Origin of the sequence: Nocardioides flavus (ex Wang et al. 2016) (genome assembly GCF_014653115.1) — a bacterium.
GTDB classification, from domain to species: Bacteria; Actinomycetota; Actinomycetes; order Propionibacteriales; family Nocardioidaceae; genus Nocardioides; species Nocardioides flavus.
The window spans coordinates 413,208-433,528 of the sequence record NZ_BNAD01000002.1; the positions used below are offsets into that span (position 1 = coordinate 413,208).

Annotated in this window: 26 protein-coding genes; 16 read left to right on the plus strand and 10 right to left on the minus strand. The window is 74.4% G+C overall.

The features are described from left to right. The first annotated feature begins 46 nt into the window (after positions 1-46). Genes IE200_RS06460 through IE200_RS06490 form a run of 7 tightly spaced genes read left to right on the plus strand, consistent with a single transcriptional unit; the run spans position 47 to position 6,838 of the window. On the plus strand, positions 47-1,201 hold the full coding sequence (locus IE200_RS06460) for a glycosyltransferase (protein WP_229856189.1): 1,155 nt from the start codon (positions 47-49) through the stop codon (positions 1,199-1,201). Then, positions 1,198-2,265 carry a glycosyltransferase gene (locus IE200_RS06465; RefSeq protein WP_229856190.1) on the plus strand — a complete coding sequence of 356 codons (1,068 nt, stop codon included), beginning with the start codon at positions 1,198-1,200 and terminating at the stop codon, positions 2,263-2,265. Before IE200_RS06460 ends, IE200_RS06465 begins: the two co-directional genes overlap by 4 nt. Then, positions 2,262-3,317, plus strand: coding sequence for a glycosyltransferase (locus IE200_RS06470; RefSeq protein ID WP_191278556.1), 1,056 nt, complete (start codon positions 2,262-2,264; stop codon positions 3,315-3,317). The genes IE200_RS06465 and IE200_RS06470 overlap by 4 nt, the downstream gene beginning before the upstream one ends. Further along, on the plus strand, positions 3,314-4,183 hold the full coding sequence (locus IE200_RS06475) for a glycosyltransferase family 2 protein (protein WP_191278557.1): 870 nt from the start codon (positions 3,314-3,316) through the stop codon (positions 4,181-4,183). Before IE200_RS06470 ends, IE200_RS06475 begins: the two co-directional genes overlap by 4 nt. Next, complete coding sequence (locus tag IE200_RS06480) at positions 4,180-4,617, plus strand: SRPBCC family protein (protein ID WP_191278558.1); 438 nt, start codon at positions 4,180-4,182, stop codon at positions 4,615-4,617. The genes IE200_RS06475 and IE200_RS06480 overlap by 4 nt, the downstream gene beginning before the upstream one ends. After that, complete coding sequence (locus tag IE200_RS06485) at positions 4,614-6,224, plus strand: phytoene desaturase family protein (protein WP_191278559.1); 1,611 nt, start codon at positions 4,614-4,616, stop codon at positions 6,222-6,224. The genes IE200_RS06480 and IE200_RS06485 overlap by 4 nt, the downstream gene beginning before the upstream one ends. Next, positions 6,221-6,838, plus strand: coding sequence for a methyltransferase (locus tag IE200_RS06490; protein WP_191278560.1), 618 nt, complete (start codon positions 6,221-6,223; stop codon positions 6,836-6,838). The genes IE200_RS06485 and IE200_RS06490 overlap by 4 nt, the downstream gene beginning before the upstream one ends. 13 nt (positions 6,839-6,851) lie before the next feature. Here IE200_RS06490 and IE200_RS06495 read toward each other — a convergent pair whose 3' ends face one another. The 3 genes from IE200_RS06495 to IE200_RS06505 are packed head-to-tail and all read right to left on the minus strand — an operon-like array spanning position 6,852 to position 9,177. Continuing rightward, positions 6,852-7,049, minus strand: a complete 198-nt coding sequence (locus IE200_RS06495; RefSeq protein ID WP_229856191.1) for a CDGSH iron-sulfur domain-containing protein — start codon at positions 7,047-7,049, stop codon at positions 6,852-6,854. Beyond that, on the minus strand, positions 7,046-7,999 hold the full coding sequence (locus IE200_RS06500) for an iron-containing redox enzyme family protein (RefSeq protein WP_191278561.1): 954 nt from the start codon (positions 7,997-7,999) through the stop codon (positions 7,046-7,048). Before IE200_RS06500 ends, IE200_RS06495 begins: the two co-directional genes overlap by 4 nt. Next, positions 7,996-9,177 (minus strand): zinc-dependent alcohol dehydrogenase, encoded by a 1,182-nt coding sequence (locus IE200_RS06505; protein ID WP_191278562.1) that lies wholly within the window; start codon positions 9,175-9,177, stop codon positions 7,996-7,998. Before IE200_RS06505 ends, IE200_RS06500 begins: the two co-directional genes overlap by 4 nt. A 108-nt stretch (positions 9,178-9,285) precedes the next feature. Here IE200_RS06505 and IE200_RS06510 point away from each other — a divergent pair, with 108 nt between their 5' ends. Next, the gene (locus tag IE200_RS06510; RefSeq protein WP_191278563.1) at positions 9,286-9,783 is read left to right on the plus strand and encodes a CinA family protein; all 498 of its coding nucleotides are present in this window, start codon (positions 9,286-9,288) and stop codon (positions 9,781-9,783) included. On the opposite strand, the gene IE200_RS06515 is transcribed toward IE200_RS06510, so the two are convergent. Then, complete coding sequence (locus IE200_RS06515) at positions 9,755-10,183, minus strand: CBS domain-containing protein (RefSeq protein WP_191278564.1); 429 nt, start codon at positions 10,181-10,183, stop codon at positions 9,755-9,757. The two genes, IE200_RS06510 and IE200_RS06515, sit on opposite strands and share 29 nt — an antisense overlap. 104 nt (positions 10,184-10,287) lie before the next feature. On the opposite strand from IE200_RS06515, the gene IE200_RS06520 reads away from it, so the two are divergent. The 3 genes from IE200_RS06520 (at position 10,288) to IE200_RS06530 (ending at position 11,829) form a co-directional block, all read left to right on the plus strand. Further along, complete coding sequence (locus IE200_RS06520; protein ID WP_229856192.1) at positions 10,288-10,548, plus strand: DUF6766 family protein; 261 nt, start codon at positions 10,288-10,290, stop codon at positions 10,546-10,548. 71 nt (positions 10,549-10,619) lie between these two features. Then, positions 10,620-11,363: a GAF and ANTAR domain-containing protein gene (locus IE200_RS06525; protein ID WP_191278565.1), complete on the plus strand. Its 744-nt coding sequence runs from the start codon at positions 10,620-10,622 to the stop codon at positions 11,361-11,363. Positions 11,364-11,373: 10 nt separating this feature from the next. Beyond that, positions 11,374-11,829, plus strand: coding sequence for a hypothetical protein (locus IE200_RS06530; RefSeq protein ID WP_191278566.1), 456 nt, complete (start codon positions 11,374-11,376; stop codon positions 11,827-11,829). A gap of 7 nt (positions 11,830-11,836) precedes the next feature. Here the strand turns inward: IE200_RS06530 and IE200_RS06535 are convergent, their stop codons facing one another. Beyond that, positions 11,837-12,595: a helix-turn-helix transcriptional regulator gene (locus tag IE200_RS06535; RefSeq protein WP_191278567.1), complete on the minus strand. Its 759-nt coding sequence runs from the start codon at positions 12,593-12,595 to the stop codon at positions 11,837-11,839. Between the two features lie 55 nt (positions 12,596-12,650). Then, entirely contained in the window at positions 12,651-13,316 is a 666-nt protein-coding gene (locus IE200_RS06540) for an ANTAR domain-containing protein (RefSeq protein ID WP_191278568.1), read from the minus strand. A gap of 129 nt (positions 13,317-13,445) precedes the next feature. Between IE200_RS06540 and IE200_RS06545 the strand changes: the two genes are divergently transcribed. The 5 genes from IE200_RS06545 to IE200_RS06565 all read left to right on the plus strand — a co-directional run bounded on the left by IE200_RS06545 (position 13,446) and on the right by IE200_RS06565 (position 17,365). Then, a complete protein-coding gene (locus tag IE200_RS06545) occupies positions 13,446-14,120 on the plus strand; it encodes an HAD family hydrolase (protein WP_191278569.1) in 675 nt (224 codons plus the stop codon). A 173-nt stretch (positions 14,121-14,293) separates the two neighbouring features. Beyond that, positions 14,294-14,461 (plus strand): hypothetical protein, encoded by a 168-nt coding sequence (locus tag IE200_RS06550; RefSeq protein WP_191278570.1) that lies wholly within the window; start codon positions 14,294-14,296, stop codon positions 14,459-14,461. Further along, positions 14,458-15,915 carry an FAD-dependent oxidoreductase gene (locus IE200_RS06555; protein WP_191278571.1) on the plus strand — a complete coding sequence of 486 codons (1,458 nt, stop codon included), beginning with the start codon at positions 14,458-14,460 and terminating at the stop codon, positions 15,913-15,915. Before IE200_RS06550 ends, IE200_RS06555 begins: the two co-directional genes overlap by 4 nt. A 23-nt stretch (positions 15,916-15,938) precedes the next feature. Next, positions 15,939-16,367: a transporter substrate-binding domain-containing protein gene (locus IE200_RS06560; RefSeq protein WP_229856193.1), complete on the plus strand. Its 429-nt coding sequence runs from the start codon at positions 15,939-15,941 to the stop codon at positions 16,365-16,367. After that, positions 16,367-17,365: a cation transporter gene (locus IE200_RS06565; RefSeq protein WP_191278573.1), complete on the plus strand. Its 999-nt coding sequence runs from the start codon at positions 16,367-16,369 to the stop codon at positions 17,363-17,365. The genes IE200_RS06560 and IE200_RS06565 overlap by 1 nt, the downstream gene beginning before the upstream one ends. On the opposite strand, the gene IE200_RS06570 is transcribed toward IE200_RS06565, so the two are convergent. From IE200_RS06570 to IE200_RS06585, 4 genes are read right to left on the minus strand one after another with little or no spacing between them, the layout of a single operon-like run. Then, positions 17,362-17,823: a hypothetical protein gene (locus tag IE200_RS06570; protein WP_191278574.1), complete on the minus strand. Its 462-nt coding sequence runs from the start codon at positions 17,821-17,823 to the stop codon at positions 17,362-17,364. The two genes, IE200_RS06565 and IE200_RS06570, sit on opposite strands and share 4 nt — an antisense overlap. 51 nt (positions 17,824-17,874) lie before the next feature. Beyond that, complete coding sequence (locus tag IE200_RS06575) at positions 17,875-18,474, minus strand: rhomboid family intramembrane serine protease (RefSeq protein ID WP_191278575.1); 600 nt, start codon at positions 18,472-18,474, stop codon at positions 17,875-17,877. After that, positions 18,471-18,959, minus strand: a complete 489-nt coding sequence (locus IE200_RS06580; RefSeq protein WP_191278576.1) for a PPOX class F420-dependent oxidoreductase — start codon at positions 18,957-18,959, stop codon at positions 18,471-18,473. The genes IE200_RS06575 and IE200_RS06580 overlap by 4 nt, the downstream gene beginning before the upstream one ends. Positions 18,960-18,969: 10 nt before the next feature. Next, complete coding sequence (locus IE200_RS06585; RefSeq protein WP_191278577.1) at positions 18,970-20,232, minus strand: HNH endonuclease signature motif containing protein; 1,263 nt, start codon at positions 20,230-20,232, stop codon at positions 18,970-18,972. Positions 20,233-20,321 lie beyond the last annotated feature (89 nt).

The following is a 20,321-nucleotide window of genomic DNA, read 5'->3' on the forward strand; positions in this document are numbered from 1 at the left end:
GAATTTATCTCACGCATGACGTGGGCGCCCGCGGGTACCTCTGCGCGTGACCACCTCGGACGTGACCGGCGCCCCCACCGCGCCCCCCGTACCCCGCCCCCGGGCCCGACGCCTCGTCGTCGCCTCGGTGCCCGCCGACCACGTCTACGTCCGGCACCTGTCGCCCGAGGACGGGTCCGGGCCCGTACGCCTGCCGGACCCGCCGCCCGCGCAGGCGGCGGCCTCCCAGCAGTGGTGGCCGCCGGTCATGCTCGACGCCGCGTGGGTCGAGGCCAACGACTTCGACGTGTTCCACGTCCACTTCGGGTTCGACGCCCGCAGCCCCGAGGACCTGCGGGAGCTCGTCGCGGCACTGCGCCGGCGGGGCAAGCCGCTCGTGTTCACCGTCCACGACCTGCGCAACCCGCACCACCCCGACCGCCGCGAGCACGACCGTCAGCTCGACGTGCTGGTGCCGGCCGCGGACGCCCTCATCACCCTCACCCGCGGGGCCGCCGCGGAGATCCGGGACCGGTGGGGACGCGACGCGCTGGTCGTCCCGCACCCGCACGTCGTGCCGCTGGACGTGATGCGCAGGGCCGCCGCGATGCGCGAGGTCCGGCGCCGCGGCCCGCGGGACCGCGAGTTCCGGGTGGGCCTGCACGTGAAGAGCCTCCGCGCCGGGATGCACCCGCACCCGCTGCTGCCGGTCCTCGTCGACACCCTGCGCGACCTGCCCGGCGCGGTGCTGCAGGTCAACGGGCACACCGACGTGCTGAGCCCGGGGGGCACGCGGCACGACCCCGCCCTCACCGAGGCGCTGCACGACCACGCCGCCCGCGGCGAGGTCGACCTTCGCATCCACGACTACCTCGACGACGACGGCCTGTGGGACTACCTCGCCTCGCTCGACGTGTCGGTGCTGCCCTACCGGTTCGGCACCCACAGCGGCTGGCTGGAGGCCTGCCGCGACCTCGGCACGGCCGTCGTGGCGCCGTCCTGCGGCTACTTCGCCGACCAGGCGCCCGTGCTGACCTACGGCCACGACGAGCGCCACCTCGACGCCGACAGCCTGGCCGCCGCGGTGCGCCGGGCGTACGCCGGGCACGTCGCACCCACGCCCTCGGTCGAGGAGCGGCGCATCCAGCGGGCGCAGGTCGCCGCCGCGCACGCACGGGTGTACGCCGCGCTGGCCGAGGGAGCCCCGGGGGTAGGGCGGTGAGGGTCTGCCTCATCGCCTCCAACCGCTATCCCATCCGCGAGCCGTTCGCCGGGGGGCTGGAGTCCATGACCGCCACCATCGCGCGCGGGCTGGCCGCCCGCGGGCACGAGGTCACGCTCTTCGCCGGCGCCGGGTCCGACACCTCGCTGCCGGTGCGGGTGCTGCCGCTGTCGTCCGTCGCGGTCAGCCGGGCCGCGATGGCGGACAAGTTCGCCCCCGGCCCCGACTGGATCGCCGACCACCACGCCTACCTCGCGCTCATGCTCTCGCTCGCGCGCACCGGCGCCGAGGACTACGACGTGGTGCACAACAACAGCCTCCACCACCTGCCGGTCGCGATGGCGCCGGCGCTCGACGTCCCGATGCTGACCACGCTGCACACGCCGCCGCTGCCGATGCTCGAGTCGGCGCTCGCGCTGTGCCCGCGCCCGCCCCACTTCGTCTCGGTGAGCGAGTGGACCGCCCACGCGTGGCGCCACGTGGTCGACAGCGACGTGGTCCTCAACGGGCTCGAGCTGGACGACTGGCCCGTCGGCGAGGGCGGCGGTCCTTCCGTCTGGTCGGGACGCATCGTCCCGGAGAAGGCACCGCACCTCGCCGTCGAGGCGTGCCGCCTGGCCGGGGTGCCCCTCGTGCTCGCCGGGCCGGTGCAGGACCAGGCCTACTTCGACCGCGAGGTCGCCCCCCTGCTGGGCGACGACGCCCGCCACGTCGGCCACCTCGGTCGCCGCGAGCTCTCCGCCCTGCTCCGCACGGCGAGCGTCGCCCTGGTGACGCCCGTGTGGGACGAGCCCTACGGCCTGGTCGCCGCCGAGGCGCTGGCGAGCGGCACCCCCGTCGCGGGCTTCTCCCGGGGCGGCCTCAACCAGGTCGTCTCCCCGGCCTCCGGCGTCCTCGTCGCGGCCGGCGACGTGCCCGCCCTCGCCGACGCGGTGGTGGCCGCCTCCCGGCTCGACCGGCGGGCGGTGCGCGCCCATGCGGAGCGCACCTGCAGCGCCGACGCGATGGTCGAGCGCTACCTCGACCTCTACACCCGGCTCGCCCGTCAGGACGACGCGGCATGACGGGCCTCGTCGGCTACTACGTCCACCACGTCGGCAGCGGCCACCGGCACCGGGCCGAGGTGCTCGCCGCCCGGCTGGCCGAGGACGGCACGTCCGTGACCGGCCTGTCGTCCCTGCCTCGCCCGCGGACCTGGTCGGGCGAGTGGGTCCAGCTGCCGTCCGACGACGACGGCGACCCGCGCGAGGTCACCGCACGCGGCCACCTGCACTGGGCTCCGCTGGGCCACGACGGCACGCGCGCCCGGGCGGCAGCCATCTCGGCGTGGCTCGCCTCCGCCGCGCCCGACCTGCTGGTGGTGGACGTGTCCGTCGAGGTGCTGCTGCTGGCCCGGCTGCACGGCGTCCCCGCCGTCGGGGTCGTGCTGCCCGGCCGGCGCGACGACCCGGCCCACCTCCTGGGGCTCGGGATCGCCGAGGCACTCGTGGGGTTCTGGCCCCGCGCCGCCCACGAGGCCCCGCTCGGCATGACGCCCGGGCTCCCCGGCGACGTGCACGACCGGCTCGTTCCGGTGGGTGCGCTCTCGCGCCACCCCGTACGGCCCGCGCGCCGCACCCGAGTGCCCACCGGCCCGCGACCGGGACCGCGCAGCGTCGCGCTCCTGCTCGGCTCGGGCGGCCACGACGTCAGCGCCGACGACGTGCGCGTGGCCCGCGAGGCCACCCCCGGCTGGCAGTGGCACGTGCTCGGCGCCGACCGCGAGACCTGGGTCGACGACCCGTCCGCCGTGCTCGCGGCGGCCGACGTCGTGGTCACCCACGCCGGCCAGAACGCGCTCGCCGAGACCGCGGCCGCCGGCCGCCCCGCAGTGGTCCTGCCGCAGCGGCGCCCGCACGCCGAGCAGCGCACCACCGGCGACGTCCTCGCCGACGGCTGGCCCGCCGTGGTCCGCGCGGCCTGGCCCGCCGCCCACGAGTGGCCCGAGCTGCTCGACCGCGCAGCCGCGCTCGACGCGCGGCGCTGGACCCAGTGGTGCGACGGGTGGGCCGCCGACCGTTTCGCCGGGGTCGTCCTCGAGACCCGCGCGCGCGTCCTCGACCGGAGCGTCGCGTGAGCGGCGCCCCGCCCCACGTCGCGGTCGTGACCATCGCCCACGGCCGCCACGACCACCTCGCGGGGCAGCACCGCTCGCTGGCGCGTGGGTCCGCGCTCCCCGACACCTACCTCGTGGTGGCGATGGACGACCCCGGCATCGTCGAGGAGCACGTCGGCGCGTTGGCCCGCGAGGTCGTCCACCTCCCGCGCGCCCGCGGGGGCGCGCTCCCGCTCGCGTCCGCGCGCAACCTGGGTGTCCGTACGGCCCTCGACCGCGGCGCAGACGTGGTGGTGCTCCTCGACGTCGACTGCCTGGCCGGTGAGCGCCTCGTCGCGGCGTACGCGGAGGTCGTCACCGCGCGCCCGGGGTGGATCTGGTCGGGGCCGGTGACCTATCTGCCCCCGCCGCCTGCGGAGGGCTATCCCGAGGACCCCGCCGACCTCGCCGCGTGGGACGACCCCCACCCCGCGCGTCCCCGCCCCGAGCCGGGCGAGCTGGTCCACGCAGGTGACCCGGACCTGTTCTGGTCGCTGTCCTTCGCCGTCGACGCGCCCACGTGGCGCCACCTCGGCGGCTTCTGCGAGGACTACGTCGGCTACGGCGGCGAGGACACCGACCTGGGCCGTACGGCCGTCGCCCTCGGCATCGGTCTCGGCTGGGTCGGCGGGGCACGCGCCTTCCACCAGCACCACCCGGTCAGCAGCCCCCCGGTGGAGCACCTCGACGACATCCTGCGCAACGGTCGCGTCTTCCACGAGCGGTGGGGCGAGTGGCCGATGACCGGTTGGCTGGAGGAGTTCGAGCGCCGAGGACTCGTCCGGCGCCTGAATGGGCACTGGGTGCGGGAGAGCACCACCGACGACCCGAAGGAGAGCATCGCGTGAGCACCACGAGCCGTCCGATCGCCGCCACCCCGGAGCAGGTGTGGGAGGTGTTGTCCGACGGCTGGCTCTACCCCCTGTTCGTGGTGGGCGCCTCGCGCATGCGCGAGGTCGACGACACGTGGCCCGCGGTGGGCTCGCGTCTGCACCACAGCGTGGGCAGCTGGCCGCTGCTGATCGACGACACCACCGAGGTCCTCGAGGTCGAGGACGGCCGGCGGCTGCTGCTGCTCGCCCGCGGCTGGCCCGCGGGCCAGGCCCACGTGGAGATCACGCTGAGCCCCAGCAACGGCTCCACCGTCGTCACGATGGTCGAGGACGCGACCGCCGGTCCGGGCCTGCTGGTCCCCAAGCCCCTGCGCGACGTGCAGCTGCACGCGCGCAACGTGGAGGCCCTGCGCCGCCTGGCGTTCGTGGTGGAGGGCCGCACCCGGTGAGCGGTGCCCACGACGCGGTCGTGGTGGGCGCCGGGCCCAACGGTCTCGTCGCCGCCAACGTCCTCGCCGACGCCGGCTGGCGGGTGCTGGTGCTCGAGGCCCAGCCGACCCCGGGCGGGGCGGTGCGCAGCGACCGCGAGGTGCACCCCGACTTCGTGCACGACACCTTCAGCGCCTTCTACCCCCTTGCCGTGGCCTCGCACGCGATGACCTCGCTGCGCCTCGAGGACCACGGGCTGGTCTGGGAGCACGCCCCCGCAGTGCTCGGGCACCCGTTCGGCGACGGCGAGTGGGCGGTGCTGCACCGCGACCGCGCTGCGACGGCCGCGGGGCTCGACGCCCTGCACGCCGGCGACGGCGACGCCTGGCTCGACCTGTGCCAGCTGTGGGACCGCATCGGCGGGTCCCTGGTCGACGGGCTCACCTCGCCGTTCCCTCCCGTGCGCGCCGGCGCCCGGCTGCTGCCGGCGATCGCGCGCTCCGGCGGGCTCGACACCGTACGCCGCCTCGCCACCCCCGTCGCGTCCCTCGGTCGCGAGCTGTTCGCCGGGCCGGCCGCCCGGCTGCTGCTCGCCGGCAACGCCGGGCACGCCGACTTCCCTCTCGACTCCCCCGGCTCCGGCGTCTTCGGCGTGCTGATGTCGATGCTCGGCCAGACCGTCGGCTTCCCGGTCCCGCGCGGCGGCGCCCAGGGACTCACCGACGCCCTCGTCGCGCGTGCCACGAGCCGCGGCGTCGAGGTGGTGACCGGCGCCGAGGTGACGCGGGTCGACGTCCGCGGCGGGCGCGCGGTCGGCGTACGCACCCGCGACGGCGAGTCGTACGCCGCGCGCGCCGTGCTGGCCGACGTCTCGGCCACCCGCCTGTTCGGCCGCCTCGTCGCCGAGGAGCACCTGCCCGCGGGCGTGGTCCGCGGGATGCGCGACTTCGAGCTCGACCCCGGCACCGTGAAGGTCGACTGGGCGCTCTCGGGCCCTGTCCCGTGGACCAACGCGCCCGAGCACGCGCCGGGGACCGTGCACGTCGGGGACTCGGTCGAGGAGGTGACGCAGACGCTCGCACAGGTCGCGTCGGGGGTCGTGCCGGACCGCCCCTTCCTGCTGACCGGCCAGATGACCACCAGCGACCCGACCCGCTCGCCGGCCGGCACCGAGTCGTTCTGGGCCTACACCCACGTCCCGCAGCCCGGCGCGACCCGCGGCGACGCCGGCGGCGAGGTGGACGGGACCTGGGGCCACGACGACTGCGAGCGCTTCGCCGACCGGGTGCAGGCGCGCATCGAGGCACGGGCGCCCGGCTTCGGCGACCTCGTGCTGTCCCGGCGCGTGCTCGGCCCGCACGAGCTCGAGGCGCGCAACGCCAACCTCGTCGGCGGCGCCGTCAACGGCGGCACGTCCCAGCTGCACCAGGAGCTGTTCTTCCGCCCCGTCCCCGCCATGCGCGGGCGCGCCGCCACCGGCCTGCCCGGCCTGTTCCTCGCCTCCGCCTCCGCCCACCCGGGTGGCGGCGTCCACGGCGCGGCCGGGGCCAACGCCGCCCGGGCCGCGATCTGGCAGCACCGTACGGACCGCCTGCGCCACCCCCTCACGGGAAGGACCCCCGCGTGACCGAGCACCTGACCTTCGGTTCGCTGACCATCGCCTTCGACGACCGCGTGCTGCGGCCGCGGGAGTGGACGGCCGCCCAGTCGGAGTGGGCCGCCGAGCTGATGACGACCGCCCCGGGCGGGGCGGTGCTCGAGCTGTGCTCGGGCGCCGGGCACATCGGCCTGCTGGCGGTCGCGTCGTCGGGCCGCCGCCTGGTCTGCGTGGACGCCAACGGGGTGGCCTGCGACTACGCCCGCGCCAACGCCCTCAGCGCCGGTCTCGCCCACCTCGTCGAGGTGCGCGAGGGCCGGCTGGAGGAGGTCGTCGGCGACGACGAGACGTTCCCCGTGATCATCGCCGACCCGCCGTGGGTCCCGCGCGCGCAGACCGGCCGCTTCCCCGAGGACCCGCTGACCGCGATCGACGGCGGCGACGACGGCCTCGACGTGGCGCGCGCCTGCCTCGCCGTCGTCGACGCCCACCTCGCGCCGGGCGGCTCGGCCGTGCTCCAGATCGGCACCCCCGAGCAGGCCGACCTGCTGCGCGGCGAGCCCTGCTTCGCCGAGGGCCGCCTGGCGATGGTCGAGGTGCGGCAGGAGGAGCGCGGGGCGCTCGTGCGCATCGACCGCGCCTGAGCCCGTGCGGCCCTCAGCGCGGGATGACCTTGTGGGTCCCGTCGCACCAGGGCAGCCGACTCGACTTCTCGCACCGGCAGAGCGCGACGACCGGCCGCTCGACCGGGTGGACCGTCCCGTCGGCGTCCTGCACAGACCCCACGCCGCGCAGCAGCATCGGGCCGTGCGGCACCAGCACGACGTCGGGGTGGTCGAACTCGGGCGCGCTCACGCGACCTCCGACCCCGAGAGGAACGCGGTGGCGAACCGGGCCTCGACGTCGAGGCAGGTCCAGGCGCCGAAGAGGATCTCGCCTGCCTGGTCGGGCTCGTCCTCGGCGAGGGTCCCGCAGATGTCGCGCAGGGCGAGGTGCTCGTGGATCGCGTCGGCCTCGACGTGCTCGTCGTAGTAGTCCGACATCGGGCCGGCCAGGCCGAGCCGGTCGAGGCCCTGCACCATCTTGCGCGAGGGCAGCGAGCTGGTCATCTCGAACGCCGCGAGGTGCCCCATCGCCGCGCCCCGCAGGCGCCGGTGCAGGCCGAACAGGGACCCGGCGTTGTTCATCTCGAGGTTCTCGGTCATCGCGTCGTCGACGTACGCGCCGTACTCGGCCCGCAGCCCGACGGCCTCGAGGCCGCGGGCGAAGAGGTGGGAGTGCAGCCGGTTGGGGTCGCCGTCGCCGTACTCGTCGAACTGCAGCGCCATCAGCGCGGCCTTGGCCCGCACCGGAAGCCGCGGCACCACGAAGGCCGACGGGTCGGACTCCTTGAGGTGGTAGACCGAGCGCTGCCGGAGCAGCTCCAGCACCTGGTCCCGGTCGGCGTGGCGGCGCACGTGGTCGGCGATCGACGGCCCGTCGTCCGCGGCGACCAACGCCTCGAGCGCCGCCGGCACCTCGTGCGGCGCGACGGCGCCCGCGCGGTCCGTACGGGTCCAGCGGGCGCGCAGCCGCCCCTCGAGCGCGGTCTCGAGCTCGTGGCGCACGCCGAGCAGGGCCGGGTCCCACTCGGCGCGGTCGTCGCCGTCCTCGAAGCCGCGGAAGGACAGCTCGTGCAGCGTCCACAGGGAGAGGCACTCGTCGTCCCACGAGCCGGCGTCGGGCGCTGCACCCGTCACGCCCGCGCCTGCCAGGCGCGCGACCAGCCACTCGCTCAGCGGGCCGCGCGGCTTGGGCAGCCTCATGGCCGGAACACCACCTTGACCATGCCGTCCTCCTTGTCGCGGAACTTCTTGTACGCCTCGGGGGCGTCGTCGAGCGGCAGGTGGTGGGTGGCGAAGGACTCCACGCCGAGGTGGTCGTCCTCCTCCTCCAGCAGGGCGAGGATGTCGTCGCTCCACCGGCGCACGTTGGCTTGGCCCATCCGGATCTGGACCTGCTTGTCGAACAGCTCGAACATGGGCAGCGGGTCCGTCGGGGCGCCGTAGACGCCGGAGATGCTGATCGTGCCGCCGCGACGCACCGCGTCGATGCCGCTGAGCAGCGCGGCGAGCCGGTCGGCGCCGACGTTGAGCATGACCTTCTCCTGCACCTTCTTGGGCAGCAGCCCCAGCGCCTTCTGCGCGGTCTCGGCGACCGGGCTGCCGTGCGCCTCCATCCCGACGGCGTCGATCACGGCGTCGGCGCCGCGGCCGTCGGTCAGCTCGCGCACGGCGTCGCCGACACCGTCGACCTCGGTGAAGTCGATCGTCTCCGCGCCGCGGCCGTGGACGCGGGCGAGCCGCTCGCGCACGGAGTCGACCGCGATCACCCGCAGCCCGCGGTGCATGCCGATGCGCGCGGCCATGTCGCCGATCGGTCCGGCGCCGATGACCAGCAGCGTGCCGCCGTCCTCGACGTCGGCGTACTCCACGGCCTGCCAGGCGGTCGGCAGCACGTCGGAGAGGAACAGGAAACGGTCGTCGGGCGGCCCGTGCTGCACCTTGATCGGGAGCGTGTCGCCGAAGGGGACGCGCAGCAGCTCTGCCTGCCCGCCCGGCACCTGGCCGTACAGCTTGCTGTAGCCGAAGAGGCTGGCACCGGTGCCGGTGTCGCGGTTCTGCGTGGTCTCGCACTGGCTGTACAGGCCGCGGCTGCACATCCAGCACGTGCCGCAGCTGATGTTGAACGGGACGACGACGCGGTCACCGGGGCTGAGCGTGCTCACCGCCGAGCCGACGTCGCGCACGATGCCCATCGGCTCGTGGCCCACGATGTCGCCCGGCGTCATGAACGGGGTGAGGGGGTCGTAGAGGTGCAGGTCCGACCCGCAGAGCCCGGTCGACGTCACCTCGATGACGACGTCGGTGGGCTCCTCGATCCTCGCGTCCGGGACGTCGGTGACCTGCATGTCGAGCTTGCCTTGCCAGGTGACTGCCTTCATGGGGTGCCAGTGCCCCTCAGGCCCCACTCCATGCGCCCCGGGGCGCATGCGCCGCCCGCGCATGGGACCCGCGGTCGCGGGGAACCGCTGGACGACCAGGAGGTGCTGATGGACCGGTCCACCACGACCGACGAGGACCGTGCCGACCGCATCGCGGAGCTCGCGCAGGGGCTCGGCGTCCGGATCGCGCTGGCCGAGTCGCTGACCGCCGGACGGATCTCCGCGGTCCTCGGCCGCGGGCAGGCGGCCTCGGACTGGTACTGCGGCGCCGTCGTGGCCTACGACGCGGAGGTGAAGTTCTCCGTGCTGGGCGTGACCCGCGGCCCTGTCGTCACGGACCGGTGCGCCCGCGAGATGGCGGTGGGCGTACGCCGCCTCCTCGACGCCGACCTCGCGCTGGGCATCACCGGGGTGGGCGGCCCCGGCCCCGACGAGGGGTGTCCGCCCGGGACGGTCCACCTCGCCGTGGCCGGGCCCGACGGCGTCGAGTCGCAGCACGTGGTGCTGGACGGCGATCCCGCCGAGGTGGTGCAGGCCGCCACCAGCCTCGCCCTCGACGAGATCGTCGGCGCGCTGGTCAGTCGGTCGACGGCGCCTCGGAGATAGCCTCCACCAGCCGGCCGGCGTGCTCCTCGGGCAGGTTCTTCGCGATGTCGGCCTGGCTGATCATCCCGACGAGGTCATGGCCGTCGATGACCGGCAGGCGGCGGACTCCGGCACGGGCCATGGTCGCCAGCGCTTCCTGGATGTCGTCGTCGGCGCCGATCGTGACCACCTCGCCACCGGCGTAGTCCTGGACGCGCACCGTGGTGGTGTCCATCCCCTCCGCGACGCAGTTGAGGACGATGTCGCGGTCGGTGATCATCCCCGCGAGCCGGTTGTCCTCACCACAGATGGGCAGGGCTCCGACGCCCAGGTCGCGCATCATCCGCGCCGCCTGGGTGACGGTGTCGTCCACCGAGGCGCAACGCGCGCCGGTCGTCATGATCTCTCGTGCAGTCGTCATGTCGAGTGCCTCTCTCGTGATCGGTGTCCTGCGTCCAACGAGGTCCCGTACCCATCCCCCCGCGACTGATCCGCCCCTCGGGCGGTGCGCGAGGGCCGGTCGGGGTGGTGGGCTCGTGGGTCGTCCAGTCCGTCGCCGGATGGGCGGCCTTCAACGAGGACCGGCTCCAGCAGCTGCAGGACCCGATCGTCTGGACGGCCTACCTGGCCAACGCGGACTTCTGGGCCCGCACCCTGCAGAACTGGCAGAGCGAGTTCCTGGCGGTCGGGACGATGGCCGTGCTCGCCATCTACCTCCGGCAGCGCGGGTCGCCCCAGAGCAAGCCGGTCGGCGAACCCCACGACTCCACCGGTGTGGAGGGCTGACCCCGTCGGTTGCACCCGCGGGCCCCGAGTGGGACGGTGGACTCGGTCGACATCCACCCTTTCGGAGGTACGTGATCAACGACGACGTGTTCGGACAGCAGCTGGCCGACGCCGTGCGCGACCTCGACGCCCAGTCAGACCCTCCCCACACCCTGGAGCGCCTGGTCGAGATCACCCCGGAGTTCTTCGAGTCGTGCGACTTCGTGGGCGTGTCGCTCGTCGAGCGCGACGCGATCCGTACGCCTGCGGCGAGCAACGAGCGGCTGCGCGAGCTCGACGAGTCGCAGTACGCGATCGGCCAGGGGCCGTGCCGCGAGGCCATCCGCGACGAGTCGACGGTCGTCGTCGACGACCTCGCCACCGACCCGCGGTGGCCGGAGTGGGGCCGGGCGATGGTCGACGCCCTGGGCATCCGCTCGAGCCTGAGCTTCCGCCTGTTCACCCGGCCGGACCGCACGTGGGGGGCGCTCAACGTCTACTCCCGGACGCCGTCGGCCTTCACCGAGCACGACGTGGTGCAGGGACAGGCCATCGCGGCGATGTCGGCGGTCGCACTGGCCCGCTCGATCAACGACGAGCAGCTCGCCGGGGCCATCGAGACCCGGACCGTGATCGGCCAGGCGATGGGCATCGTGATGGAGCGCTACGGCCTCGACGAGGACCGTGCCTTCAGCGTGCTACGGCGGCTCTCGTCCCACCAGAACGTCAAGCTGCGCGACCTCGCCGCGCAGCTGGTCGAGACGCGTCGCCTCCCCGGGGCCGCGGGCGAGGAGACCGCCCCTTCGCAGGTGGCGGAGCCCAACGCGTCCCTGTGACGCTCGGCACATGAGCGACCAGCCCTCCCCCGAGCACCAGCGCCCCGAGGGCGTCACCGACGCCACCGTCGAGGCGACCGGAAAGCTGTCGGCCGCGCTCGACCACGTCGAGGACGCCCGCGGCCACCTCTACGCCTTCCACCGTCTGATGGGCAGCGCGGAGACGACGCTGGAGGAGGCCGAGGAGCTCGTCCGCGAGGCCGGGCACACCGACATCGCCGACGCGATGGACCGCGACGTCCTCGGCCAGAACCCGCTCCCCGGCATGTGGTCGTTCCAGATGGTCGAGGCCTTCGACGACGGCTTCTACGCCCGCGCCAAGGGCCTGCACCAGCGCGCCCTCGACGAGCTCATGGGCGGGCAGCGCCACGTCTTCGAGGCCGAGATGAAGGAGCTGCGCCGCACCCGCGGGCGGGAGGGGCACGAGGCCCGTCCCGCCGACGTCGAGGGGCACCCCGAGTACTAGGCGGGTACTAGCGCGCGGCGGGCATCCCGGGACGCACCGGCGGGACGACGGCCTGGCGCACCGGCTGGCGGCCGGCCGGCTGGCGTACGGGCTGGCGCACCGGCTGCACCGGCTGACGCGCGAGCGTGGCACGCACCGGGTCGGGCTCGGTCGGCATGAGGAGGCCGTGCTGGATCGCCCAGAGGACCGCCTGCGAGCGCGAGCTCACCTCGATCTTGGAGTAGGCGCCGCGGATGTAGGACTTCACCGAGTTGATGCTGAGGTTGGTCTCCTCGGCGATCTCGCGGTTGGCCTTGCCGGCGGCGATCATCGACAGCACCTCGGTCTCGCGCTGCGTGAGGGGCCACTTCTGGGCGGCCGCCTTCTCCGCCTCGGCCTGAGGAGTCCAGGCGTCGACGATCGTGCGACCGTCGGCGATCTGGAGCAGGTTCCAGACCAGGCGTCGGGACGGGAGGTACTTGCTGACGAACCCGGCGGCGCCGCGCGCCATCTCGGTCGAGACGGCCTCCGGGCTGCAGTCCCAGCCGAAGGCGACCATGCGGGTCGGGAAGCGCTGGGGCGCGGGGCGTACGCCGGCGGTGCGGCGGTGGGGTTCGTAGAGCGTGAGGTCCACGAGGGGCGCCGGTCCGTCGGCCCGGTGGGCCACGACGGAGATCAGCGCGGAGTGCGGCTCGAGCATGGCGCGGAGGCCGTGGACGACGAGCTCGCTCTCCTCCATGATCGCCACCTTGATGTGGCGCGAGGCGGGGGCAGTAGGTCGGTGCATGACCGGGCAGTACCCCCTTGGGCGGGGGACATGCACACCCGTGTGCGCTAGTGCCTCAGGCCAGCAGCACGCCGGCCACCCCGGCTGCCTGGGCCACGGTCACGCCCGCGCGCGCGGCGGACTCGTGCAGCAGCGCCGCGGCGTCGTCGGTCGTGATCGCCATCCGGGCCGCGACCAGCCCGACGGCCACGTCGACGAGACGCTGCTCGCGCAGCCGCGCGGGCGCCATCTCCGCGCGCCGGAGCGTCTCGAACCCCAGGTCCGCGTTGGTCACCGCCCCGGCCTGCCACGCCCCGAGCGCCTCGACCAGGCCGTCGATGCGGTCGCGGAACGCGTCGGCGGTGGAGGCGTACAGGTCGATGGTCAGCACGGCGCGGCCGTCCTCGACGACCGGCAGCGACACCGTGCTGGCGATCCCGCCGAACGCGCCCTCGCGGGCCATGTGGGCCCACCCGCCCTCGTCGAGGGCGTAGACCTGGGTGCGCGGGAGGCCAGCGGCCGCCGGCTCGTGCTGACCCACGCCGCCGGACTGCTGCGTGGCCTCGTGGTCGACGAGGGTGAACGTGAGGTCCTCGTCGAGGAGCGTGACGCTCAGCGCCACGCAGTCGGGCACCGTGCGCACGGCCCAGCCCTCGATGACGCGCAGCAGCCCCTCGACGTCGTCCACCGACGCCGTGACGTACTCGTCCAACGCCTCCCGGCTCTGAGGCAGCAGCTCCATGACGATCCCCTCATCACTGTCGTGTTGCCTGAACCAGCGATCGTCCTCTGCGCCCGGCACCCACACCACACCCACCGGGGCGACCGGGCGGGCGTGCATGTGACCCCGCCCCGTGGGGTACGGCCGGCCGTGACTGCACAGCCTCTCCACCACCCGGTCGTCGTGCTCGATCTCGACGGCACCCTCGTCGACTCCGTGTACGAGCACGTCGTCGCCTGGCACGCCGCGTTCCGCGACGTCGGGCTGCACGTGAGCGCCGTACGGGTCCACGAGTCCATCGGCATGGGCGGCGACCGCCTCGTCGCGCACGTGGCCGGCGAGCCCGCCGAGTCCGCGGTGGGCGACGACGTCCGCAAGCTCCACGACCAGTACTTCCGCTCCGCCCTGCGGACCATCTGCGGGCTCGACGGCGCCTCCGAGCTCGTCGAGGCGCTCGCCGGGCAGGGCCACCGGGTCGTCCTGGCCAGCTCGTCGGAGGCGGACCTCGTCGACGAGATGCTCGAGCCCCTCGACGTGCGCCGCCACCTGGCCGCGGTCGTGACCGGCTCCGACGGAGCGGCCACCAAGCCCGCCCCCGACGCGGTCGAGCTCGCGGTCGAGCGGGCCGGCGGCGGCAAGGCCATCGTCGTCGGCGACGCGGTGTGGGACGCCCTGTCCGCCGAGGCCGCGGGCGCGCCGTGCATCGGCCTGCGCAGCGGGGGCACCGGCGCCGAGCGTCTCCTGTCCGCCGGTGCGTCCTGGGTGTACGACGGCCCGCGCGACCTGCTGGACCGCATCCAGGACGGACCGCTCCGCACGCCCTGACCCGGACGGTACGAGACCCGCCGGGGCCACCTCGCACGGCGTACGGGAGGTCAGCCCAGGCAGGTCTCGCGCCAGGCGTCAAGTACCCCTTGCGCTCCGATGCATGCGCATCCCGCCCCGCCATCCGGGTACGGGGAGGTCGATCCCCCGTACAGAGCATTGAGGAGACGCTGATGAGCACCCACGAGTCCGACCCCCAGGGCGACCCGCAGACGCACCTCGACACCGACCCGGCCAACCGCCCCGACGTGGAGGACGACCCGGCGCACGACGCCGGTCGCGACGAGGGCTGGGAGTCCGAGGGCGGCGCGACGCCCGCCGGCCCCGCCACCGACACGTGAGCGCCGGGCGCCCCGCGGACCGTACGTCCCTCTGGCTCGACCGCTCCGCACCCGTCGCGGACGACGAGCTGCCCGATGCCGCGCTGGACGTGGTCGTGGTCGGTGCCGGGCTCACCGGCCTGACCACGACCCTGCTGCTCGCGCGGGCCGGCCTGCGGGTGGCCTGCGTGGAAGCCCGGTACGTCGGCGCGGTGACCACCGGCCACACGACCGGCAAGGTCTCCCTGCTCCAGGGCACCCACCTCTCGCGCATCCGCCGCCACACGTCCGCGTCGACGGCGCGGACGTTCGTCGACGCCAGTCGCGAAGGCATGGAGTGGCTGCTGCGGTTCTGCGACGACCACGGCGTGGCCACCCAGCGGCGTGCAGCTGTGACGTACGCCGCGACGACCGGCGAGCTCGGCACCGTCGAGCGCGAGCACCGGGTCGCCGAGGAGCTCGGCCTGCCCGTGCAGTGGCGTGACCGGCTCGACATGCCGTTCCCGCACGTCGGCGCGACCGTGCTGGCCGACCAGGCACAGCTCGACGCGATGGAGGTGCTGGTCGCGCTCGCCACGCAGGTGCGCGAGCACGGCGGCACGATCCACCAGGGGCGGCGGGTCCGGTCGGTCTCGACCTCGATCCCGGGCTCGGGCGACCCGGTCGCCCACCTCGACGACGGCCACGACCTGACCGCCCGGCACGTGGTGCTGGCCACGGGCGCACCGATCCTCGACCGCGGGCTGCACTTCGCCCGGCTCGAGCCGCAGCGCTCGTACGCCCTCGCGTTCTCCGGCGGCCCGGACCTCGACGCCATGTACCTCTCCGCCGGCAGCGACTCGCGCTCGGTGCGCGACGCCCCCGGCGCGGTGCTGCTCGTCGGCGGCAGCGGCCACGTGGTCGGGCGGACCCGCTCCGCGCAGGCGCACGTCGAGGCGCTGCGGTCGTGGACCGCGAGCCACTGGCGCGACGTCACCGAGACGCACGCGTGGTCCGCGCAGGACTACCGCACCCCCGACGGGCTCCCCTTCGTCGGGCACCTGCCGGGCGGTGGCGGGCGGGTCCACGTCGCGACCGGCTACGAGAAGTGGGGCATGGCCACCGCGGTCGTCGCCGCGCGCGCCATCTCCGGCGACATCCTCGGCTCGGAGCCGTCGTGGGCGGGCGTGCTGCACCGGCGCCTGCCGCATCCGTCGGGCGTGGCCGAGGTGGCCCGCTTCAACCTCGGCGTCGGCGCCTCGCTCGTCACCGGCGCCGTCCGGACGGTGCGCGAGCACCTCCCCGGCACCGGCGGTGCGGCCCAGGCCCACGAGTGCGGCGTCGTCGGGGTGTGCACCCACCTCGGCGGACTGCTGAGGTGGAACGACGCCGAGGACACGTGGGACTGCCCCCTGCACGGCTCGCGGTTCACCCGCGACGGCGAGGTGCTCGAGGGCCCGGCCACCCGTCCGCTGCGCAGGCGGTCCCCGGGCTGATGCTGCGCCGGATCCTCCCCCTCGTGGCCGCGATCGTGCTGTTCGGCGGCTGCGGGCTGCTGCCGTCCGACTTCCCCGCCGACCCCGACGGCACGCTCGACCGGGTCCGCACAGAGGGCGTCGTACGGGCCGGCGCCTCGCCCCGGCCCGGCTGGGTCGAGGTGGCCACCGGGGATCCCACCGGCCGCGAGCCGGAGCTGGTGGAGGCCTTCGCCGAGGACCTCGGCGCGGAGGTCGAGTGGACCGTCGCCGGCGAGGAGGAGCTGGTCCGCCTGTTCGAGGCGGGCGAGATCGACCTGGCCGTCGGTGGGTTCACCGACACCAACGCCTGGGTGGACAAGGTCGGCCTGACCCGGCCGTACGTCAGCACGCACGTGCTGATGGTGCCGATGGGCGAGAACGCGTGGCAGTCGCGGCTCGAGCGCTGGCTCGACGACAACGGGGGCGGCTGATGAGGCCCGGGGCCGAACCCGGCGAGGGCGGGCAGCGGTTCGGCCACACCGAGCTGCCGCCCGAGCAGGCGCACGCGCTGCGGCGGGCGAAGCGGCTCGAGGTGGTCACGCTGGTCTACATGGCCAGTGCCGTGGCCGTCGTCTTCGCGACCGCCGGCAGCTCGCAGGCGATGAAGACGGCGTGGGTCGAGGACAGCCTCGCGCTCGTCCCGCCGCTCGCCTTCCTCGTCGCTGTCCGGTTCGGCCACCGGCGTCCCGACGCCGACCACCCCTACGGCTACCACCGCTCGACCGGCGTCGGCCACCTGACGGCGGCGGTCGCGCTGCTGGCCGTCGGCCTGCTGCTCGCGGTGGAGTCGGCGATGAGCCTCGCGCGCGCCGAGCACCCGCCGATCGGCACGGTCCAGCTGTTCGGCCAGACGTTCTGGGCGGGCTGGCTGATGGTCGCGGCGATGACCTACACCGGGATCGGGCCGTTCGTCCTCGGCCGGATGAAGCTCCCCCTGGCCGAGGCGCTGCACGACAAGGTGCTCTACGCCGACGCCGACATGCAGAAGGCCGACTGGATGACCGCCGCCGGCACCATCGCCGGCGTGCTCGGCATCGGCCTCGGCCTGTGGTGGGCCGACTCGAGCGCCGCGCTGCTCATCTCGCTGTCGATCGTCCACGACGGCTGGACGAACCTGCGCCACGCCACGACCGCGCTGATGGACGAGCGCGCGCGGACGTACGACGACGAGCACCCGCACCCGCTCACCCGCCGGGTCGACGAGGTCCTCACCAACCTGACCTGGGTCGACGACAGCCGCAGCCGGGTGCGCGACCAGGGCCACGTGTTCCACGTGGAGGCGTTCGTACGCCCCGTCGCGGGCCGCGCGCCCACCCTCGAGCAGCTCGAGGCCGCTGTGTCGGTGCTCAGCGACCTCGACTGGAAGGTCCACGACGTGGTGGTGATGCCGGTGCGCGACCTGCCCGACACCATCCCGGCGCCGGACTAGCGGTTGCTGCAGACCAGGTCGGCGCTGAGCGCGGCCTCAGCCGGCAGCTCGACGCCCGGTCCGCAGACCAGCTCGAGCGGGTCGGCGGCCTGCTCGACGGCGGCGACGGCCTCGTCGAAGGCCGGCACCACCTCGGCGCACGCGTGCTCGAGCCCGATCCGGGTGAGGTCGGAGGTCGACAGGTCGCCGCTGAGCGCGAGCTCGACGGTCCAGGACGCGGCGTCCGTACGCGCGCAGTCGGCGGCCGCGGACTGCTGCAGCGCGGCGAAGTCGAAGGTGTCGGTGTCGAGCTCGTCCTCCAGCGCGGCACGCCACTCGGCCAGCGCCCGGCTCTCGGTCTGCGCAGCCTGCGCCGCCGTACCGCTCCCTTCCCCGCTGTCCGTGCCGCCGGAGCAGGCGGTGAGGACGGGGACGAGCAGGATCGCCGGGACGAGGGAGCGGAGGGTGGGTGCGCGCATGACCCGCAGGCTAGGAGCGGCGCGGGGGCGACGTCCGGCGTTCGTTACTGATCAGTACGTGATGCTGGCCTCACTGCGCCGACGGGTCGTCAGCAGGCGCGCGGCGAGGAAGCCGCCGATCGCGCCGAACAGGTGTCCCTGCCACGAGACGCCCGGCTGGCCGGGCAGGACGCCGAGCAGGGCGCTGCTGTAGAGCAGGAAGACCGCGACGCCGATGAAGATCTCGGTGGTGCGCTTGTTGAGGAAGCCGCGCACGATGAGGTAGACGATCCAGCCGAAGATCAGCACCGAGGCGCCGGCGTGGTTGCTGGCGGGCTGCGCGAACAGCCAGACGCCGAGCCCGCCGACGACCCAGATGATCGCGGTGGCGGCCAGTCCGCGGGCGATGCCGGTGGCCAGCGTGAGGAACCCGAGCACCAGCACCGGCACGGTGTTGCTGACGAGGTGGTCGAAGCCGAAGTGCAGCGCCGGGGCGGTGGCGATGCCGACGAGGCCGTCCTCGCTGCGCGGCCGCACGCCGTAGGCGTCGAGCGGGTTGCCGGTGGCAGCGTCGAAGATCTCCAGCACCCACAGCAGGACCACGAAGCCGCCGGTGAGCAGCAGCGCGCCCTTCCAGGCGGGCTCGCGCGCAGTGGTCTGCAGGCTGCTCATCGCTCCGCGACCTCGGGCGGGAAGCCGCCGGTCGAGACCGTGCCCCACCGGGTCGGGGTGATCCGCAGCAGCGACTTGCCCTGGTCGACCATGGCCTGGCGGTACTCGTCCCAGTCGGAGTGCTCGCCGGCGATGTTGCGGAAGTACTCCACGAACGCGTCGAGCGCCTCCTGGTTCACGCTCTCACCGTCGCTCGCGTCGAGCACCTCGCACGTGCCGTCGACCTGCACCCACGCGTCGTCCCAGTCGTCGGAGAGCACCACGACCGAGACGCCGGGGCGCCGGCGCGCGTTCCTGGTCTTGGCGCGCTGCGGGTAGGTCGCAACGACGATCCGGCCGCTGTCGTCGACGCCACCGGCGACGGGAGAGGCCTGCGGGCTGCCGTCGGCGCGCTCGGTGATCAGCAGCATGCGGTGGCGCGGGCGTACGAAGTCGAGCAGCTCCTCGAGGCCGACCTCGGTGTTCGTCGCGATCTGGGGTGCCATGGCGTCGAGATTATCTGCGTCGGTGGAACCGGTGGTCGCCGTTGGCGAGGCGCTCGACCCGGAACGCGTCGTCGTGGATGCGATGGTGGTGGTGGCTGCACAGCAGCACCCCGTCGGCGAGGTCGGTGCGGCCGCCGGTGTGCCAGGGGTGGAGGTGGTGGGCGTCGCACCAGGTGCCGGGGACGTCGCAGCCCTCGGCGCGGCAGGTGCGGTCGCGGACCAGGAGTGCCTTGCGCTGGGCCGGGCTGAACAGCCGCCGGGCGCGTCCGAGGTCGAGCGGGAGGCTGTCTGCGCCGAGGACGGCGGGGAGGATCTTCGCGGTGCAGGCGAGCCGTCGGGCCTGGGCGGCGGTGATGCGGTCGCCGGTGAGGTCGTCGCCGGGGACGAGCCCGCCGCCGATGAGGTCGGCGGTGGCGAGGTCGGCCTGGAGGGCTGCGAGGTCGACGGTGACGACGAGGGCGGTGGCGTCGCCACCGTGCAGCGGCATCCGTTCCGTGTCCATCGCCTCGATCAGCTGGGTGAACGCCTCGCCGAGGCGGCGGGGGTAGGGCAGCCGGGCGACCGCGTCACCCGGCTGCTTCACGCTGTCGGGCTTGCGGGGGTTGGCGTACGCCTCGAGGTAGGTCGCGAGCCGGGTGGCGGCCAGGTCGGGGATCCGGCCGGAGATGCGGGTGGTGCCGTCGCCGAGGCGGCGCAGGGTGAGCCGGGTCTGCTGTGCGGCGTGGGCCTCGAGGTCGGCGAGCCGGGCGGCCTCGGCTGCCTCGGCGATCTCCGGGGCGACGACGTCGAGGATCCGCCGCCCGATGCGACCTAGCTCCCTCGGGCCGAACTCCCCGGCCTTCTCGACCAGGTACACCTCGGCCCGGGCGAGCGTCTCGGCGTCGACGGAGGCGGGAAGTGCGACCAGCGCGCGGTCGATGACGTGGGCCTGCGCGAGCGTCGCAGCCCCCTCGCGCATCGCGACGGCCAGCGCGGGACGCTCCCGGTCGAGAGCGGTGGCGAGCGCGAGGTCGGCGCGGGCGTCGGCGAAACGCGTACGGGTGTGGTGCGCGAGCCACCCCGCGGCGTCCTTCGCGGCCGTCTGCTCGGCAAGGTCGCCGGCGTCGGCCAGGACCCGCAGCCGCAGCTCGGCCAGCTGCGCCTCGGCGGCGACCAGCTCACGCAGGGCGACCGCCTTGTCCTCGACCGACATGAACGCGGGGTTCGCGTCGACCACGGCCTTGAGCGAGGCGCGTACGTCCGTGGCAGCCGCAACGATCGGGTGACGGTCCACGATCGGCCTCCTTCGACGACGGGTCTCCGCACCGCACGTCTGTGCGGCAGGTCAACGGTCGTCACCAGGACGCCAACTGGGCCGAGGCC

Bases quoted from the DNA above. Each gene is read 5' to 3' on its own strand.
- IE200_RS06470 (WP_191278556.1), top strand. From the start codon at position 2,262: ATGACGGGCCTCGTCGGCTACTACGTCCACCACGTCGGCAGCGGCCAC.
- IE200_RS06500 (WP_191278561.1), bottom strand. From the start codon at position 7,999: ATGAGGCTGCCCAAGCCGCGCGGCCCGCTGAGCGAGTGGCTGGTCGCG.
- IE200_RS06505 (WP_191278562.1), bottom strand. From the start codon at position 9,177: ATGAAGGCAGTCACCTGGCAAGGCAAGCTCGACATGCAGGTCACCGAC.
- IE200_RS06510 (WP_191278563.1), top strand. From the start codon at position 9,286: ATGGACCGGTCCACCACGACCGACGAGGACCGTGCCGACCGCATCGCG.
- IE200_RS06515 (WP_191278564.1), bottom strand. From the start codon at position 10,183: ATGACGACTGCACGAGAGATCATGACGACCGGCGCGCGTTGCGCCTCG.
- IE200_RS06530 (WP_191278566.1), top strand. From the start codon at position 11,374: ATGAGCGACCAGCCCTCCCCCGAGCACCAGCGCCCCGAGGGCGTCACC.
- IE200_RS06535 (WP_191278567.1), bottom strand. From the start codon at position 12,595: ATGCACCGACCTACTGCCCCCGCCTCGCGCCACATCAAGGTGGCGATC.
- IE200_RS06540 (WP_191278568.1), bottom strand. From the start codon at position 13,316: ATGGAGCTGCTGCCTCAGAGCCGGGAGGCGTTGGACGAGTACGTCACG.
- IE200_RS06550 (WP_191278570.1), top strand. From the start codon at position 14,294: ATGAGCACCCACGAGTCCGACCCCCAGGGCGACCCGCAGACGCACCTC.
- IE200_RS06565 (WP_191278573.1), top strand. From the start codon at position 16,367: ATGAGGCCCGGGGCCGAACCCGGCGAGGGCGGGCAGCGGTTCGGCCAC.
- IE200_RS06570 (WP_191278574.1), bottom strand. From the start codon at position 17,823: ATGCGCGCACCCACCCTCCGCTCCCTCGTCCCGGCGATCCTGCTCGTC.
- IE200_RS06575 (WP_191278575.1), bottom strand. From the start codon at position 18,474: ATGAGCAGCCTGCAGACCACTGCGCGCGAGCCCGCCTGGAAGGGCGCG.
- IE200_RS06580 (WP_191278576.1), bottom strand. From the start codon at position 18,959: ATGGCACCCCAGATCGCGACGAACACCGAGGTCGGCCTCGAGGAGCTG.